14 protein-coding genes are annotated in these 14701 nt (G+C 62.7%); 7 read left to right on the top strand and 7 right to left on the bottom strand.

The genetic code is table 11. The annotated features are described in order from the left end of the window. The first annotated feature begins 496 nt into the window (after positions 1-496). Positions 497-1912, top strand: a complete 1416-nt coding sequence (locus WDB88_RS15830) for an AAA family ATPase (protein ID WP_330629489.1) — start codon at positions 497-499, stop codon at positions 1910-1912. Between the two features lie 2 nt (positions 1913-1914). Further along, positions 1915-3015 carry a ParB/RepB/Spo0J family partition protein gene (locus WDB88_RS15825; protein ID WP_330629488.1) on the top strand — a complete coding sequence of 367 codons (1101 nt, stop codon included), beginning with the start codon at positions 1915-1917 and terminating at the stop codon, positions 3013-3015. A gap of 192 nt (positions 3016-3207) precedes the next feature. On the opposite strand, the gene WDB88_RS15820 is transcribed toward WDB88_RS15825, so the two are convergent. The 6 genes from WDB88_RS15820 to WDB88_RS15795 form a co-directional block, all read right to left on the bottom strand. Further along, on the bottom strand, positions 3208-3960 hold the full coding sequence (locus WDB88_RS15820; protein ID WP_330629487.1) for an ABC transporter ATP-binding protein: 753 nt from the start codon (positions 3958-3960) through the stop codon (positions 3208-3210). After that, positions 3957-4766, bottom strand: a complete 810-nt coding sequence (locus tag WDB88_RS15815; RefSeq protein ID WP_339109978.1) for an ABC transporter ATP-binding protein — start codon at positions 4764-4766, stop codon at positions 3957-3959. Before WDB88_RS15815 ends, WDB88_RS15820 begins: the two co-directional genes overlap by 4 nt. After that, positions 4766-5563, bottom strand: a complete 798-nt coding sequence (locus tag WDB88_RS15810; protein WP_330629485.1) for an ABC transporter permease — start codon at positions 5561-5563, stop codon at positions 4766-4768. The genes WDB88_RS15815 and WDB88_RS15810 overlap by 1 nt, the downstream gene beginning before the upstream one ends. Beyond that, positions 5560-6510, bottom strand: a complete 951-nt coding sequence (locus tag WDB88_RS15805) for an ABC transporter permease (RefSeq protein WP_339109977.1) — start codon at positions 6508-6510, stop codon at positions 5560-5562. The genes WDB88_RS15810 and WDB88_RS15805 overlap by 4 nt, the downstream gene beginning before the upstream one ends. Positions 6511-6541: 31 nt before the next feature. Further along, positions 6542-8035 carry an ABC transporter substrate-binding protein gene (locus tag WDB88_RS15800; protein ID WP_339109976.1) on the bottom strand — a complete coding sequence of 498 codons (1494 nt, stop codon included), beginning with the start codon at positions 8033-8035 and terminating at the stop codon, positions 6542-6544. Positions 8036-8129: 94 nt separating this feature from the next. Continuing rightward, positions 8130-8405, bottom strand: a complete 276-nt coding sequence (locus WDB88_RS15795) for a hypothetical protein (RefSeq protein ID WP_330629482.1) — start codon at positions 8403-8405, stop codon at positions 8130-8132. A 149-nt stretch (positions 8406-8554) separates the two neighbouring features. On the opposite strand from WDB88_RS15795, the gene WDB88_RS15790 reads away from it, so the two are divergent. The 5 genes from WDB88_RS15790 (at position 8555) to WDB88_RS15770 (ending at position 13911) form a co-directional block, all read left to right on the top strand. Then, positions 8555-9328: a M48 family metallopeptidase gene (locus WDB88_RS15790; RefSeq protein WP_339109975.1), complete on the top strand. Its 774-nt coding sequence runs from the start codon at positions 8555-8557 to the stop codon at positions 9326-9328. Between the two features lie 75 nt (positions 9329-9403). Next, a complete protein-coding gene (locus WDB88_RS15785) occupies positions 9404-10663 on the top strand; it encodes a DUF2254 domain-containing protein (protein ID WP_339109974.1) in 1260 nt (419 codons plus the stop codon). 102 nt (positions 10664-10765) lie between these two features. After that, positions 10766-11074: a DUF6455 family protein gene (locus WDB88_RS15780; protein ID WP_339109973.1), complete on the top strand. Its 309-nt coding sequence runs from the start codon at positions 10766-10768 to the stop codon at positions 11072-11074. Positions 11075-11132: 58 nt separating this feature from the next. Further along, positions 11133-11387 (top strand): DUF6455 family protein, encoded by a 255-nt coding sequence (locus WDB88_RS15775; RefSeq protein WP_330629478.1) that lies wholly within the window; start codon positions 11133-11135, stop codon positions 11385-11387. A 601-nt stretch (positions 11388-11988) separates the two neighbouring features. Continuing rightward, positions 11989-13911 carry a methyl-accepting chemotaxis protein gene (locus WDB88_RS15770; RefSeq protein WP_330629477.1) on the top strand — a complete coding sequence of 641 codons (1923 nt, stop codon included), beginning with the start codon at positions 11989-11991 and terminating at the stop codon, positions 13909-13911. Between the two features lie 40 nt (positions 13912-13951). Here the strand turns inward: WDB88_RS15770 and WDB88_RS15765 are convergent, their stop codons facing one another. Beyond that, positions 13952-14650 (bottom strand): GntR family transcriptional regulator, encoded by a 699-nt coding sequence (locus WDB88_RS15765; protein ID WP_339109972.1) that lies wholly within the window; start codon positions 14648-14650, stop codon positions 13952-13954. Positions 14651-14701 lie beyond the last annotated feature (51 nt).

The following is a 14701-nucleotide window of genomic DNA, read 5'->3' as shown; positions in this document are numbered from 1 at the left end:
AAAGGTACCCCATGACAACAGATTTCCTGGCACCTCTTTCGTCTCCCGTAAACGGGCACCCAAGGCGAAACCCGCCGGTTTGAGGTACCCGCTTACAGGAGAAATCCGGCCCGAAGGCCCGCTCCCGTGAATCGGTACCTTTCAAAATCGGGCAGTTATCCACAGCCGGAGTCCCGATTTGCAACCGGAATCTGCCAAAACCGCGCACATCCCCGAGAATCGGACCCTTTCCCACCGGAATCGGGTACCCTGCCCCCCGTATCCGGTATCCGTTCCTCCCGTAGATAGGTGCCAGACATCATCTAACAGTATGTTTTTATTTCTGAATCTCTGCCGTAAAGATTCTAAATATTACAATAAAGATTCAAAACACCCGTTCGTATGTTCTCTAAATCCTCGATTTCAGGAATATTCCGGCCAAGATGATTCCCATTGCGCGCTGCATGTGCGATAGTTGCCGTGATATCGCGAGAAACAGCGAACATGCTGAGGTTTCATGGCAAGCAAATCTGGAAATGGCAGCCGTACCGATCTGCCCCCGTATTTCAATATAGACCCCGAAGAAGCCGCCGAGAAGCTCTCGGCGAGCATCGACACCGCCCGTTTCGCCCGTGCCGCGGCCTTCGCCTCGCGCGGGCGCGATGATCTGGCGCGGCGCGGCTATGCCCCCGATGGCAAAAAGCGCCTGCGGAAGTTTTCGATCTGGGAAATCTGTAAATATCTTATTCCTGTCGCGCCCGCCCATCTGCGCCGTGTGCTGAAGGCCAATCCCGAATTGCCACAGGGCGACGGGGACAGCGGTTCCAAATGGTTCACGCTGGAAGATATCCTGATCCTGCGCGAGCATTTCGCGGAAGAAGGCGCGCAGAACCGGCAGTATAAACCGTGGCGACCGGAAGGTTTGCCGGCGAAGGTCGTGGCGGTTGCCAATTTCAAGGGCGGCGTCGGCAAAACCACGACTGCCGCGCATCTGGCGATGTCCGCCGCGCTGGACGGCTATAAGGTGCTGGTCATCGACCTTGATAGCCAAGGCTCGATGACTTCGGTGATGGGCGGTCAGGTGGCCGATGAATGGCAGACCGCCTTCCCGCTGCTGGCCCGCGACTATGCCACTGCATTACAAGCCGAAAATCGTATCCGTGAAGCCGGTGGCCAACCGACCTACGCCTTGGACGAAACCCTGAAAGAGGCGCTGGAGGTTTCGCCGCGAAACCTTATCCAGAAGACGCATTGGCCCAATATCGATCTGATCGGGGCGCAGCTCAATCTGTATTGGGCCGAATTTCAGGTCCCCGTCTGGCGGATGCAGCTGCGGAGCTGGCCCCTGTGGGATGCCCTGTCAAATGCCCTGAGCGACGGCGGCATTCTGGATGACTACGATCTGGTCTTTCTCGATACGCCTCCCGCACTTGGGTACCTTACGATCAATGCGCTTGCGGCGGCGGATATTCTGCTGGTGCCGCTTGGAGCGTCTTTCCTTGAATTCGACTCTACGGGCCGGTTTTTCGATATGATCTATTCGACCTTTGCCTCTATCGAGGATGGTGAAAACCGTCAGCGGCGGGCGGATGGTTTGCCGGAGATCGGCTTCGAATGGGATGCTGTGCGGGCGATTGTGACCCGTTTCGATGCGGCGCAGCAGACCGATCTGGCCAATGTGGTGCAGGCCTATTTCGGGGATTTCATGACGACCTACCGTCAAGAAGTGACGGCTATGGTCGGGCAGGCGGGCGAGCAGGTTTCGGGGATCTACGAGATCGATTACCGCGACTTCAACCGCGATACCTATATTCGCGGACGGGAAACATTCGACCGCACCTGGGCCGAGGTGAAGGAGGTGATCCTTGGCACTTGGTGGCGTGATATGAAGCTGAATGAGGCCGAACTGGCGGGCCAGAGTGAGGAGGGCTGAGCATGGCTAAACGGAGAAAACTGATCGCGCCGAGTGCTGATGATCTGAGCCGTCTGGAAGACGAGTTTCGCCGCGAAACCTCCTCGCGGGCCTTTACGGCGGCCCCGATCGCGCAGGTCGCGGCGGAGACGGCCAGTTCCTATGACCCGCGTCCGGCAGAGGATCGTGAACGGGCCGCGCGCGACCGTAACGATGCGGAAAGCTTCCGCCAGAAGACCGAAGCCGGACTGGTGATGCTGGAGATTCCGCTGGCCGAGATTGATGCGGATGCGCTGGTGCGCGACCGTGTCGTGCTGGATGCGGAAGACATGCAGGAATTGCAGATGTCGATTGCCGCCAACGGGTTGCGCCTGCCGGTCGAGGTCTATCCGCTGGCCGAGGACGGGCGTGGTTTCCGTTATGGGCTGTTGTCGGGGTATCGACGTTTGCGCGCTGTGCAGGCGTTGCAGGAGCTGACCGACAAGCCGCAATACGCAACGATCCGTGCCGTCTTGCGCGACCCCGAGGCGATGGGCGGCACCTTTGCCGCGATGATCGAGGAAAACGAGATCCGCGCAAATCTTAGCCATTTCGAACGGGGCCGGATTGCCGTGATTGCCAGCCAGCAGGGCGCGTTTATCAATGTGGAGGCGGCGGTGGATGCGCTGTTTCCGATGGCATCGAAAGGCAAGCGGTCGAAAATCCGGTCTTTCGCGCTGATCTTCGAAGAGCTGGGCGATATGCTGCGCTTCCCCGAGATGATGAAGGAGCGTGACGGGCTGAAACTGGCCGCGGCATTGCGCGGCGGGGCGGAGGCGCGGCTGCGCGATCTGCTGGCGCAGAGAGAGCCGGAGAGCGCCGCGGACGAGGCGGAGATGGTGCAGGAGGCGCTGGCCCAGCTTGAGCCGGTCGAGGCCGACCCTGCGCGCGGAGGCCGCCCGAAAAAGCCTGCGCCACGGGCCGAGAAGGCGCGGGAGGTGCGCAAGCTGACAAGCGGGGTCACGCTGCGCTCTGTGCCGGAGCAATCGGGCTGGTCGATCCGGATCGAGGGTGGGCCAGTGGATGGGGAAATGGTCGATGCGCTGCTGGCGAAGCTGGCCTACTGGTTGGAAAGCCCGCAATAGATCCGTCCTGTAAACGGGTGCTTCAGGGGGCTGCCGGAGGGGCGGCCCTTTTGCTTTCTGGCTCCTGCATATGGGCACCTATGGCGTGGGGCTGGCCATTTGGCACCTGTTTACGGTACTCCTGTAAACGGGTGCTTTTGAGGGCTTTGGGGTGCCGAACCGGCCCGAAAACGGCTCCGATTCGGCACAGGATCAGGGCGTTAGGGGCAGTTCTGCGGCCATGAGCCGTTGCGTATAGGGGTGGGTCGGGGCCTCCAGCACCTGCGCGGTCGGGCCGGTTTCCACGATGCGCCCCGCCTGCATCACCGCCACGCGGTCGCAGAGCGCCTCCACCACAGCAAGGTTATGGGTGACCAGCAGGATGGCAAGGCCGTGGCTGTCGCGCAGGTGGCGCAGCAGGTCGAGGATCTGGGCCTGCACGGCCAGATCGAGGGCCGAGGTGGGTTCGTCCGCGACCAGCAGTTTCGGGCGCAGGATCAGGGCGCGGGCAATGGCGATGCGCTGCCGCTGGCCACCGGAAAACTGGTGGGGGTATTTCTCGGCATCTTCGGGGGCCAGCCCGACCTCGGTCAGGGCCTGCGCGATGCGGGCATTGCGTTCGGCGCGGGGCAGGGGGCGCAGATGCAGCGGTTCGGCCACGCTGGTGCCGATCTTGCGGCGCGGATCGAGCGAGCTATAGGGGTCCTGGAAGACCATCTGCATATCGGCGCGCGCGGCCCTGAGGGCCTTGGGCGGCAGGGCGAAGAGATTGCGACCCGCCAGATGCACCTCGCCCGAGCTGGGGGAATCGAGCGCCATGACGATCCGCGCCAGCGTCGATTTGCCCGAGCCGGACGCCCCCACCAGCCCGAGGATCTCGCCCTGCGCAAGCTGCAGGTCTACCGCGCTGAGCGCGGGCGTCTCGCCGTAATGGCGGGTCAGGCGATGCAGGCGCAGCAGGGTCATGAGGCGGGGCTTTGCGGGGCCGCGGTGCGGCGGGGCTGGGGCTGGCGGGGGGGCTGGCGGCGGGGCAGGGCGGCGATCAGGCGTTTTGTATAGTCTTGTGCGGGGGCGTGCAGCACCTGCGCGGTGGGGCCGGTTTCGACATGGGTGCCGCGATACATCACCATCACGCGGTCGGCTATGCGGTTGATAACGCCCAGATCATGCGAGATGAAGAGCATGGTCAGGCCGAATTCGCGGCGCAGGCTGTCCAGCAGGTCGAGGATGTCGGCCTGCACGGTGGTGTCCAGCGCGGTGGTCGGTTCGTCCGCGATCAGCAGGTCCGGCTGGCGGGCAAGGGCGATGGCGATGCAGACGCGCTGGCGCTGCCCGCCGGACAGTTCATGCGGGTAGCTGCGGGCGCGGCTTTGCGGGATCTGCACGCGGTCGAGCAGCCCGAGCGCATGGCTGCGGGCGGCGGCGCGGGACAGGCCGCTCAGGCGCATGCCTTCGGTGATCTGCCGCCCGATGGTCATGGCGGGATTGAGCGCGCTCATCGGTTCCTGAAAGATCATGCCGATACGTGCGCCGCGATAGGCATCAAGGGCCTTGTCGGGCAGGCCCAGAAGGTCGGTGCCGTCAAACAGGATGCGCCCCGTCGCGCGGGCTTTGGCGGGCAACAGGCCGATGGTTGCCAGAGCCAGCATGGATTTTCCCGAGCCGGATTCCCCGACAATGCCAAGGGTTTCGCCTTTGGCGACCGAGAGCGAGATCCGGTGTGTGGCGCAGACATCGCCAAAGCGGATGGACAGGTTGTCGATATGGAGCATCACGCCCGCCCTTTTGCATCAAGCCGGTGGCGGATGCCGTCGCCCAGCAGGTTGAGCCCCAGCACCGCAAGCGCGATGGCAAGCCCCGGTGCCAGTACCAGATGCGGGGCCTGCGTGAGATAGGTCTGGGCGTCGGACAGCATCCGGCCCCAGCTTGGGGTCGGGGGCGGGCTGCCCATGCCCAGAAAGCTCAGCCCCGCCTCGGCCAGAATGGCCAGCCCAGTCTGGATCGAGAGTTCCGCGATGATCTGGCCCGAGATATTGGGCAGCACATGGTCGAGGGTGATACGGGCGCGCGATTTTCCGGCCATGCGCGCGGCAAGGATATAGTCCTGTGTCCAGACGCGCAGGGCCTCGGCGCGGGTGATGCGGGCAAAAACGGGGATCATGAAGAGCGCGATGGCCAGAATGGCGGTGGGGCCTCCGGGGCCGAGGACCGCGCCCAGAAGGATCGCCGACAGTACCGGCGGAAAGGCGAAGAGGATGGCGTTGGCGGCCATGACCGCGCGCGCGATGCGGCCCTCGGCCAGTGTGCCAAGGGCGGTGCCCACCAGCCCCCCCGCGAGGGTGGCAAGGCAGGCTGTGCCCAGCGAGGTCCACGCGCCCGCCATCAGGATCGAGGCGACATCGCGCCCGATCTGGTCCGTGCCCAGAAGCCCGTGTTCCAGGGGCGCTTTCAGGCGGGCGAGGAGGTTCATCGCGGTCGGGTCCTGCGGGGTCCAGAGGCGCGACAGGAGGGCGGTGGCGGCAAAGCCTGCGGTCAGCGTGCCGCCAAGGGCAAGGGAGAGGCGGCTCATGACCGGCTCCGCAGGCGCGGATCAAGCGCGAGATAGGCCAGATCGACAAGCGCGTTCGACACAAGGGTGAGGGTGGCAAAGAGCAGCACGGTATTCTGCACCACGATCAGATCCCGCTGCGCCAGTGCCTGATAGGCCAGACTGCCGATACCGGGCAGGTTGAAGACATTTTCCACCAGCACCGCGCCCGAGATGAGAAAAGGAATTTGCAGCCCCAGCATGGTCACCACCGGCACCAGCGCATTGGGCAGCACGTGCTGCCACAGGGCGCGCTGGCGCGACAGGCCCTTGGCGCGGGCGGTGCGGATGAAGTCCTGACCTGTGATATCGAGCACGGCGGTACGGGTGACGCGGGTAAGAACGGCGGCCTGCGGCAGGGCCAGTGCGATGGCGGGCAGGATCAGGGACAGCAGCGCCGAGGGCCCCGTGTCCCATCCCTCGAAGCCACCGGACGGAAACCAGCCCGTGCCAAGCGCCAGCCCGAGGATCAGCAGCAGGCCGATCCAGAAATTTGGGATGGCGATGCCGAACTGGCTGAGGATCTGGCCCAGAATATCGACAGGGCCATTCGGGCGATCCGCCGACCAGACCCCAAGGGGCAGGGCGATGGCAAGGGCGAGGGCGGTGGCCAGCGCCGTCAGCGGCAGCGTCACCAGAAGTTTCTGGCCGATCAGCGTGGCCACTGGCGTGCCATAGGTATAGGAGCGCCCCAGATCGCCCGTCACAATGCCCCCCAGCCAGTGCAGATATTGCCAGACGAGCGGCTGGTCGAGGCCAAGCTGGCGGCGCAAGGCGGCAAGGGTATCGGGCTGAGCCGAGGTGCCCAGCATGATCTGTGCGGGGTCTCCGGGCGCCAGCGAAACCGCCAGAAAAATCACCACCGAGGCCGCCAGAACCGTCAGGGCCAGCCCCGCAAGACGTTTGAAAACCGTTTTAACCCAAGGCATTCGCATTTTCCTGAAATTACGGAAAAATCTGTTAGTCGCTGGTCCAGCGCACATCCGTCATGTCATTGGCGGGCACGGGACCATTTTCCCAGACCCCCGTCAGTCCGGCCTTCCACACCCCCAGCTTGGGGTCGGAATAGAGGAAAAGCGCGGGCAGGTCATGGGCGAGGATCTCTTGCGCCTTGTGGTAACCGGCGGCACGTGCGGCCTCGTCCCGCGCTTGCGAGATTGCGGAAAGCGCGGCGCTGAAGGCCTCGCTGTGATAGTTGAAGTAATAGGGCGAGCGCGCATAGATGCCGATATCCATCGGCTCGGCATGGCCGATAATGGTCATGTCGTAATTGCTGTCCTTGAAGACATCCTGAATCCATGTGGCAGGGAAGGTCGAGGGCTCGATCGTTGCGGTCACACCGATCTGCTGGAAAAAGGCCTGAAGAATTTCGGCAGATCGCTGAGCATAGCTGCGGGTGGGCACCTTGAAGGTGAAGGCAAAACCATCGGGATAGCCTGCCTCGGCCAGAAGCTGTCGGGCGCGGGCCGGATCATAGGGATATTCGCCGGTCAGATCCTCGTAATAGGGGCTGGCGGGCGAGAAATGCGTGCCGATGGGCGTGCCATAGCCCGACTTCACCGCCTCGATCAGCATGGAGCGGTCAATCGACATCTGTAGCGCCTGACGCACGCGCAGGTCATCGAAGGGTTTGCGGGCATTGTTCATGCCGGCCACCACCTCCATCTCGCCGCTGCCGACATGGGTGGTAAAGCGGGCATCCTTGGTGAAACGGTCGAAAAGCTCGGGCGCGGCAAATTCGGAGATGATATCGACCTGTCCCGATTGCAGCGCCGCGGATTGCGCCTGCGGGTCCGCGATGAACCGTGCGGTGACATGCGACAGGGCGGGCTTGGTGCCCCAATAGCCGTCCCATGCCGACATCAGGACGCGGTCGCCCTTGCGCCATTCATCGACCTTGAACGGGCCGGTGCCCACAGGCTGCGTGGCATTGCTGGCGGCAGAGGCGGGGTCGACCATGACGGCTGCGGGAAAGCCCAGCCAGTAGAGCAGGTCTGAATCGGGGTGGGACAGATGCAGCACAAGGGTCTGCGGATCGGGGGCCTCGACCGTCTCGATGGCCGAAAATAGTGCCTTCTGCCCGTTGGTGGACTGATCCGAAAGCAGCCGGTCGAGTGTGAATTTCGCACTGGCACTGCTGAAGGGGGTGCCGTTGTGGAACTGCACATCGGGCTGGAGCGCGAAACGGTAGGTCAGCCCGTCTTCCGAAATCTGCCAGCTTCTGGCCAGTTGCGGCTGGATCTGGCCGTTCCGGTCGATCGCGACGAGCCCCTCGAAGACGTTTTCCCATGTGACCTGTCCCGCTGCGACGGGCGAGCCAGAGGTGGGGTCGAGGCCCTGCGGCTCGACTGCCTGCACGAAGGTGACATCCGTGCCGGATCGGGCCAAGGCGGGCGAGGTCAGGCTTGCAAGGCAAAGCGAGACAGCGAGGGCGCGTTTGAGCGTTGAAAACATGGGCGTTCCTGTTCTAACCGGTCCGGCTGGTTTCTGAATGCCCTTTTTCAGGGCAAGAAACCATAGAAAACAGAAAGCGCGCGGCGCGCAGGGGTCAGTCTTCGGAGGCGGTGTCGCCTTCGGTGGTATCGATCTGCTTCATGCGATAGACGCCCTCCGGCAGGTTGAGGGAGGCCGCCAGTTCGCGAAGCTGTGCATGAGAGAACACGACCCGTTGGACCGTGTCCGTTTGTTCGTCTAGCTGCTCGACAACAACACAATCCTCGAAGGATTCAATCTTGATGTCTTCTTGCAGGTAATCCCGTGGGTCATCGCCCTCGTCAACGAGGGTGATCACGGTGGCGTCAAATTCGTGCTCGATGGTGAACATAAGGAAAGTCTGGCAGATATTCCTGCCGCCCGCCAGAGCAAATCGTGCCTTGTTTACACTGCCTTGAAAATTGATCGCACAGGCTCTTCCCACCTATGGGGAAGGGGGCTAGGCTGAACGAATGCCCCTTTGGAAAGGACCTGCCCATTATGCGAATTTCGGTCTTGTGTGTTTCGGCTCTTGTGGTGCCTGCGTTTCTGGCACTGGCGGGCTGTGCGACCGATCCGATGGCAACCAGCGGGGCTGCGGGGCGCGACGGGGAAGCGATGAACTTCACCCAGAGCACCCAGCTTCTGTCACCCGAGGCCGCGGCAAAGAACTTCATGGCCGCCGCGCATCGGATGGAGCCGGTGATCGAGGACTACTGCCGCCATCACCAGCTGGCCCAGACCCATAGCTGCGATTTCCGGATCATGGTGGATGACCGCCCCGATCCCGAGCCGAATGCGTTCCAGACCCTTGACGAGCAGGGCCGCCCCGTTCTGGCCTTCAACCTGACGCTGATCTCGCAGGCGATCAATCAGGACGAGCTGGCCTTTGTGATGGGCCATGAGGCGGCGCATCATATTCTGGGGCATCTGGCGCTCAAGGCCGATGATTCCGAGACGGGGGCCGTGCTGATGGGCACGATCATCGCCTCGCAGGGGGCCTCGAACCGTCAGGTGCGGCAGGCGCAGCATCTGGGGGCAGAGATGGGCGCGCTGACGCGGGCCAAGGATTACGAGATGAAGGCCGATAGTCTGGGCACGGTTCTGGCCTATCGCGCGGGCTACAGCCCGATCCGCGGGGCGCAGTTCTTCAAGCGCATCTCGGACCCCGAGCAGGATATCTTCAGCAGCCATCCCTCGAACCGCGCGCGCATGGCCAATGTGCGCGCCACGATGCGGGCAATCGAGAAAAAGCGTGTGGCGTCCAAGGTCTGACAGGCTTGGCAGACGGGGCTGATGCGCTAGATCCGCACTGCATGGCATGGGGACATGCGCGATGAAGGAGGCGGCATGTCGCGTTGGCGCTGGCATATCAAACGGGTGTTCGAGCGGATCTGGGTGCGGGTCAGCGCCTTCGGGGTGCTGGGGGTTCTGACCGCCTTGGGGGCTGCGGCCATCGGGCGGCTGGTGCCCGAGGATCTGGGGTTCAGCGTCAGTGCCAATGCCATCGAGAGCCTGCTGGAGATCATCGCCTCGTCGATGCTGACGGTGTCGACCTTCTCGCTGTCGATCATGGTCTCGGCCTTCAGTGCCGCGCAGGGATCGGCGACGCCTCGGGCGATCACGCTGCTGCAATCGGACCGGCTGACCCAGCATGTGCTGGCCTCTTTCATCGGGGCCTTTGTCTATGCGCTGGTGGGGATCATCACTCTGGAAACCGGCATTTATGGCGATTCCGGTCGGCTGGTGCTGTTTGCGGTGACCATTGCGGTGGTGGCGGTGATTGTCATCATGCTGCTGCGCTGGATCCAGCACCTGAGCGAGTTCGGGCGCCTCGAGGACACCGCCTCGCGGGTGGAGGAGGCCACGCGACAGGCGTTGATGCGGCGTGCCGAGGATCCGGTGCTGGGCTGCGCCGACTGGCAGGAGCCGCCCGTGGGAAGCTGGCCGGTGATGGCCGAAGGGGCAGGGCATGTGCAGCATGTGGACCCCGATTATCTGCAGCAGATCGCCCAGATGATGGATTGCCGGATCTGGATACTGGCGCAACCGGGCACCTTCGCGCATCCGGGAACGGTGCTTTTGCGGTGCGATGCGCTGCTGGAGGATGCGCAGGCGCGGCGCGCGGCGGAGGACAAGATGCGCGCGGGGTTCAGCATCGGCCATGCGCGTTCCTATGAGCAGGACCCCGAATTCGGGCTGCGCGCCATGTCCGAGATCGCGTCGCGGGCGCTGTCGCCTGCGGTCAATGATCCGGGCACGGCGATTGATATTCTGGGGCGGTTGATGGTGGTGCTGGTGGATTGGGCCCGCCATCGCCCCGCGCCGCAGGAGGTGCGCTGCCTGCGGGTCATGGCCCGCGAACTGGATCCCGAGGGGCTGATCCGTAATGCGTTCGATGCGATCGGGCGCGACGGGGCGGCCCAGATCGAGGTGGCAACGCGTTTGCAGGATGTGCTGGCGGGGCTTTGCATGACCGACCGCCGTTTTGTGGTGCCGGCCCGTGCGATGGCGCAACGGGCGGCGGCGCTGTCGGAACAGCAGATGGCCCTGCCCGAAGATGCGGCGTCCATTCGCGCCCGCGCGGCGGCGTTGGGAAATGTAACGTAGGGTTGCGAAGCGCCGGTTGATCCATATCAAAGTTTAACCGATGCCGGTGGTGCACCTTTGGCGGCATGGGGCCAAAGCGGCCCTTTATGTATGGGGGCGCTGATGACCGATCCTAGAACGCTGAACAAACATGCCGCGCTTGTCTCCCGTATGGGCGATGTCGTGGGGGTGGATTTCACGCAGGCCAAAGCCAAGGGCCTGATGTCGGATACGGGATGGAGCGAGACGGTCACGCGCTGCACGAAATGCGCGAATCCGCAGGCGTGTCAGGGGTTTCTGGCCGCACAGGAGGCGCCGGAAGACCGCGAGGGCGTCGTGGCGCAGGCCCCCGATTATTGCAATAACCGCCTGCTGATGTCGCGTTTGCGGCGCCTTATCGACACCGATGACCGACCGATCGCGGCGGAATAGCGGCAAGACACCTGCCTTGGCCCCGCCTCGGGGCCTTTTTATTTCCAGAAAGAATTTGATGATCATTGATCAAGAGAACAGTCTGCATTTTTGGTTGCTGCGCGGGATGGCGCGGCGGGCGGGGATGGATGTCACCGACTTGCTGCACCGTCAGGCGCTGCCGCGCCACGAGTTCGACCGGATGGTCGATCTGTGCAGAACCTGTTCGCATGCCTGCGACTGCCTGTCGGAGCTGTCCTATTATCCGGCACATCCCGAAGCCCCTCCGAATTTCTGCAAGAACGCGCGTAATCTAACAATATTGCGAAACTGATAAATAATGCTTGCCTTTTGTTCTTCGGCCTTCAAGTATGCGCTCGGTGAACATGGTCCGGTCCCGCAGTGTCTTTGCAAGGGCAGTATAGCGGGGGTGGAACATGGCAAGGTGTTTGGGGTCTTCCCGTCGGGCAGATCCGTGTCGGTGTGAGTTAGCCATAGATTGCCTGCCTCTTCGAGAGGTGTATCGCAGCGCGCATCGGCTTGGGCCATGCGCGTGGCGAAGTGCTGCCATGCTCATTCCGAAGTATTCATTCGCGTCAGGACAGGCTAGAAAGGTCTCAAGGAATTCTTGAGGCTCCTCCTCCTCCCTGAGCCTCGGGACTACGCGGCGGCTTCCTCTCCTCCTCCCTGGAAGCCGCCGTTTCCTTTTCTCCCTTCGCCTCAAGATCTGCCGCTGTGTTGACGCATGGTGATTCTGCAACTCCGTGGGGAAACGGGGCCTTCTGGCGCTGCCTGTTTTCGCGGCATAGTGGTGGGCGGATTCAATAAATACAAATATTCCAATGTGTTATTTTGTGACCATTCCGGTGTTCGGCTTATATTAAGTTTATCAGGCGATAACCTTTCCAATCGGATTACACACGGGATGTAACAAATTGGCTTGGTTCAAATCACTGCGGGCGCGCCTTTACGGGATCGTTCTGCTTGCCGCTTTAGCCCTGTTCGGGACGTCTGAACTTTTGCTGAAGTTTTCTGTCGATAATGCCTATCATATGCGCGAGCAGCACCTGCGCGATGTGACCCAGACGGCGGTCAGTATTCTGGAGCATCTGCAGAAACAGGTCGAACAGGGGAAAATGACCCCCGATCAGGCGCGCGAGACCGGTCGCGAGGAACTGACGGCCCTACATTTTGAAGGCAGCGGATATTTTTTCGTTTTCGATACCGATATGGTCTATCAGGTCCATCCGCATAAGCCGGAATGGATCGGCAAGGACCAGTCTGCCTATGAGGATGTCAAAGGGCAGAAGATCTTTGTGGAGATGGGCAAGATTGCCCAGACACAGGGCGGTGGTCCGCTGGTCTATTATTTCAACAATCCCGATACGGGGGCGGTGGAAAGCAAATTGGGCTATGTCACGCTGTTCCCCGATTGGAACTGGATCGTCGGGACCGGATCCTATGTCTCCGATATTGCGGCGTCCCTGTCCCATCTGCGCACAATGAGCCTGGTCACGATGGGGATCAGTCTGGCAATACTTGCGGTGATCTCGGGGCTGCTGGCGCGGGATACGGTGCGCCAGATCACCCGGATCAAGGGCCGGATGGAAGCGATGGGCGCGGGCGATACCGAAACGCCGGTGCCCTATATCACCTCCCAGACCGAGATTGGCGCGATGGCGCGGGCGATCGAGGGATTCCGGATTGCGCTGATCGAGAAGGCCGATCTGGACAGATTGCAGGCGCAGGCCGAGGCCGAGCGTCATCGCGCCGAGGAAGAGGCGATGCGCAAGCAGACGGAGCTGCGCGAGATGCAGGCGGTCGCCGAACGCGAAGCGCGCGAGAAAGAGGACCGGTTGCGCGAGGAAAACGAGGCGCAGCGCCGCGCCGCCGATGCCGAACGTCGCCGCCAGATGGAAGAGCAGGAACGGGTGGTGGGCCAGCTCGGGCAGGCTCTGGCAGGGATGTCGGATGGGGATCTGACGGTTGCGATCCATCAGGCGTTCCCCGAGTCCTACGAGGGGCTGCGGCGCGATTTCAACGCGGCCATCAAGAATATGGCCCGCATGGCCGGAGCGATTCGCGAAAGCGCGATCCGGCTTGAGGCCGAGACGGTGCAGATCGACCGTGCTTCGTCCGAACTGGGGCGGCGCACCGAGACTCAGGCGGCATCGCTGGAGGAAACGGCAGCGGCGATGAACGAAATGTCGTCTTCGGTCTCGAACGCGCTGGAAAATGCCCGCAATGCGACCTCGGCCGTGTCGCGCACCTTGCAGACCGCGACCGATGGCCACCATATCGTGCAGGGCACCGTGGAGGCGATGGCCGAGATCGAGAGAAGCTCCGAGCAGATCAACCGGATCACCTCGGTGATCGACGATATCGCGTTCCAGACCAATCTTCTGGCGCTGAATGCGGGGGTGGAAGCGGCCCGTGCGGGCGAGGCGGGGCGCGGCTTTGCGGTGGTGGCCTCCGAGGTGCGGGCGCTGGCGCAGCGGTCGTCGGAGGCCGCGCGCGATATCTCGCAGTTGCTGTCCACCTCGGAAGTGCAGGTGCGCAGCGGGGTCGAACAGACCAACCGCTCTTCCGAGGCGTTGACCCAGATCGAGGCGCTTATCCGCGAGGTGGATGGTATGGTGCGTTCGATCGAGGCCGGGGCCTCCGAGCAGGCCGCGGGCGTGTCCGAGATCACCAATGCGATCAACCAGCTTGATCAGGTGACCCAGCAGAACGCGGCCATGTTCGAGGAAAATTCGGCGGCGGTCAGGGCGCTTTCTGCCGAGACCCGTTCGCTGAAAGAAGAGGTTTCGGTCTTCCGTATCGAGCCGGAAGAGGAAAGCGAACAGCGCGTGGCCTAAGATGGAAAACCGAGGAAAGGCCGCGAATCCGCGGCCTTTTTCATGAGGTTGGACCTGTTTCGGGCAGGCCCAAGGCCCTGCGCCCGACGCGAATCGAGCCATCTGTGATATCGGCACGCAGCGCGGTGCTGAGGGCCTCGCTTGCGCGGGCGCGCAGGGCGGCCAGCATCTCTTTATGGCGGTCGATCTTGTAGTGGTCGGTGATGCCGCCAAGCACATGGCGCTGGAACGGCCCGAGCTGTAGCCACAGGCTTTCGATCATCGGTTGGGCCGCATGATCGGGGTTGGCGCAATAAAGCATCCGGTGGAACACCTGATTGAGCCGTGTCAGCTCGTCCAGATCCTGACGCTGGATGGCCAGATCCATCTCGCGGTCAAGCGCCTCCATCTGGTCGATCTGCCGGTCCGTGATATGCGGCAGCGCCCGCAGGGCGGCATGGGTTTCAAGCATGACCCGCAGCGCGATCAGCTCTTCGAAACGCCCCGCCGTCATCTGCGGGATTTGCAGGCGGCGGTTGCCCAGCACTTCGATGCCGCGTTCGGAACTGAGACGGCGCACGGCCTCGCGGATCGGGGTCGGGCTGAGTTTCATCTGCTCGGCTAGCCCGCGCAGGGTCAGCTGCGTGCCGGGGGCGATCAGCCCCAGCATCACCGCATGGCGGAGCCTTCGGTAACAATGGTCCTGCACCGTATCACCGGCATAGGGAGGCAGATCTGGAATACATGTTTCTTTGCTCATGGTCACCACGACGAGTTGACAGACTCTCATAATGCTATCACAATGGAAAAA

Origin of the sequence: Thioclava sp. GXIMD4216 (assembly GCF_037949285.1) — a bacterium.
Lineage (GTDB): Bacteria > Pseudomonadota > Alphaproteobacteria > Rhodobacterales > Rhodobacteraceae > Thioclava > Thioclava litoralis.
Note: the sequence above shows the minus strand (reverse complement) of the source record. Positions and strands in the feature narration are given on the sequence as shown.

Bases quoted from the DNA above. Each gene is read 5' to 3' on its own strand.
- WDB88_RS15805 (WP_339109977.1), bottom strand. From the start codon at position 6,510: ATGCCTTGGGTTAAAACGGTTTTCAAACGTCTTGCGGGGCTGGCCCTG.
- WDB88_RS15765 (WP_339109972.1), bottom strand. From the start codon at position 14,650: ATGAGCAAAGAAACATGTATTCCAGATCTGCCTCCCTATGCCGGTGAT.
- WDB88_RS15790 (WP_339109975.1), top strand. From the start codon at position 8,555: ATGCGAATTTCGGTCTTGTGTGTTTCGGCTCTTGTGGTGCCTGCGTTT.
- WDB88_RS15825 (WP_330629488.1), top strand. From the start codon at position 1,915: ATGGCTAAACGGAGAAAACTGATCGCGCCGAGTGCTGATGATCTGAGC.
- WDB88_RS15810 (WP_330629485.1), bottom strand. From the start codon at position 5,563: ATGAGCCGCCTCTCCCTTGCCCTTGGCGGCACGCTGACCGCAGGCTTT.
- WDB88_RS15830 (WP_330629489.1), top strand. From the start codon at position 497: ATGGCAAGCAAATCTGGAAATGGCAGCCGTACCGATCTGCCCCCGTAT.
- WDB88_RS15780 (WP_339109973.1), top strand. From the start codon at position 10,766: ATGACCGATCCTAGAACGCTGAACAAACATGCCGCGCTTGTCTCCCGT.
- WDB88_RS15785 (WP_339109974.1), top strand. From the start codon at position 9,404: ATGTCGCGTTGGCGCTGGCATATCAAACGGGTGTTCGAGCGGATCTGG.
- WDB88_RS15800 (WP_339109976.1), bottom strand. From the start codon at position 8,035: ATGTTTTCAACGCTCAAACGCGCCCTCGCTGTCTCGCTTTGCCTTGCA.
- WDB88_RS15775 (WP_330629478.1), top strand. From the start codon at position 11,133: ATGATCATTGATCAAGAGAACAGTCTGCATTTTTGGTTGCTGCGCGGG.
- WDB88_RS15820 (WP_330629487.1), bottom strand. From the start codon at position 3,960: ATGACCCTGCTGCGCCTGCATCGCCTGACCCGCCATTACGGCGAGACG.
- WDB88_RS15795 (WP_330629482.1), bottom strand. From the start codon at position 8,405: ATGTTCACCATCGAGCACGAATTTGACGCCACCGTGATCACCCTCGTT.
- WDB88_RS15815 (WP_339109978.1), bottom strand. From the start codon at position 4,766: ATGCTCCATATCGACAACCTGTCCATCCGCTTTGGCGATGTCTGCGCC.